This is a genomic window from Streptomyces sp. NPDC021020, assembly GCF_044333285.1.
In the GTDB taxonomy this organism is placed as follows: Bacteria; Actinomycetota; Actinomycetes; order Streptomycetales; family Streptomycetaceae; genus Actinacidiphila.
In genome coordinates this window covers 1-1,302 of the sequence record NZ_JBIRQQ010000026.1, presented here as the reverse complement: position 1 = coordinate 1,302, position 1,302 = coordinate 1, and the positions used below count along the sequence as shown (strand labels likewise).

Here is a 1,302-nt window from a genome sequence, read left to right as displayed (position 1 = left end):
ACTCCGGGAGCAGGGCTTCGGCGTAGTCGGCGGGCGTCGCGCGCGTTGGGCGGAGCCCGGCGGCGATGTTCTTCACGCCGTTCAGCCGCAGAGCGCCGACGGCGAGGTTGCGTCAGGTCGCCATTGCGCGCGGAGCGTTGCCGGTCCGCAGCTGGGAGGCGTCCTCGGCGAAGGTCGTATCGCGGACGTGGTGCAGAGCCTCGATCTTCCAGTGGTCCCGGATCAGCTGTGCGAGCTGGGCGGGGGTGGCCTTCTCGGCGGTCAGGCTCGTCACCGCGTAGACGGTGGCGATCGTGGTCTTGCCGGTCTTGCGGTCGGTGCGGCGGCGCTTGGTCTGGACGGCCTGGCGGGCGCCAGGGAAGAGCAGGTTGTTCACGGTGGCGACCTTGATCCGGCGGATCTCGCAGCGGCCGTGGCCGGCGCCCCGGGTGCGGCTCTGGAGCGGGATGTCCTTCCAGGGCGCGGACTTCAGCTGCTTGTGCAGCTTCTTCTGGTTGCCCTTGACGATCGCGATGTAGTGGGCCCGGCGACCGAGGAGGTAGCCTGCGTGCTCGCGCTGGGTGTGCAGCGCGTCGCTGGTGACGACCGTCCCGGCGAGGTCGGCGACGGTGTCCAGCAGCGGCTGGAAGCGGGTGAGCTTTTCGGCTTTCTCGCCGACGTCGAGCTGGGCCAGGACCAGCCCGGTGGTGTGCTCCACCGTGGCGAGCAGGTGAATCTTCCGTCCGCGGGCCCTCGCTGCGCCGCGTAGGGACTTGCCGTCCACGGACAGGCCGCGCAATCCGGCCGCGGCGGGCCGGCGGCCGGCGAGCCAGCCGCCTACCACCTGGTCCAGGGCGTCGCCGTCGATGCGGGCGAGCAGTCGGCGGACCGTCGCCTCGGCTGGGACCAGCCGCCTGGGCAGTATCGGATCAGGGCGCATGCCGAGTCGCTCCAGCACGGGCGGTGGCGCGTCCGCGATCCACTCGCCGACCGCCAGCAGCGAGGTCGCCCCGGCCAGCACCGCGCACGCGGTCAGCGCAAGCACGATGGCCAGCGCACGCCGCGCGGATCTCGCGGGTCCGGTATCTGGGCCGGCCGCTCGAGCGGACCAGGCACCTCCGCGGGCACGACGCCGGGCTGCTTGCGGAGCTGGTGAAGGGCAGGCGGGATCGGGGATGATGCGTTGGCAGGCACAGTCTTCCAGGCAGGTCACGGGGCGTCGAGAACTCCATGATCTTGGAAGCCCGTGCCAGTCCTGCTGCCACCCTGACGCCCAACGGACCGTCACGAACCGCACAGCGGCCGACTACGCCGAAGCCCTGC

At 71.7% G+C, this 1,302-nt stretch carries 1 pseudogene; it reads right to left on the bottom strand.

The annotated features are described in order from the left end of the window. Positions 1-175: 175 nt before the first annotated feature. Positions 176-1,000 (bottom strand): annotated as a pseudogene (locus ACH4SL_RS36985) (ISAs1 family transposase); the annotation flags it as partial. Between the last annotated feature and the right edge of the window lie 302 nt (positions 1,001-1,302).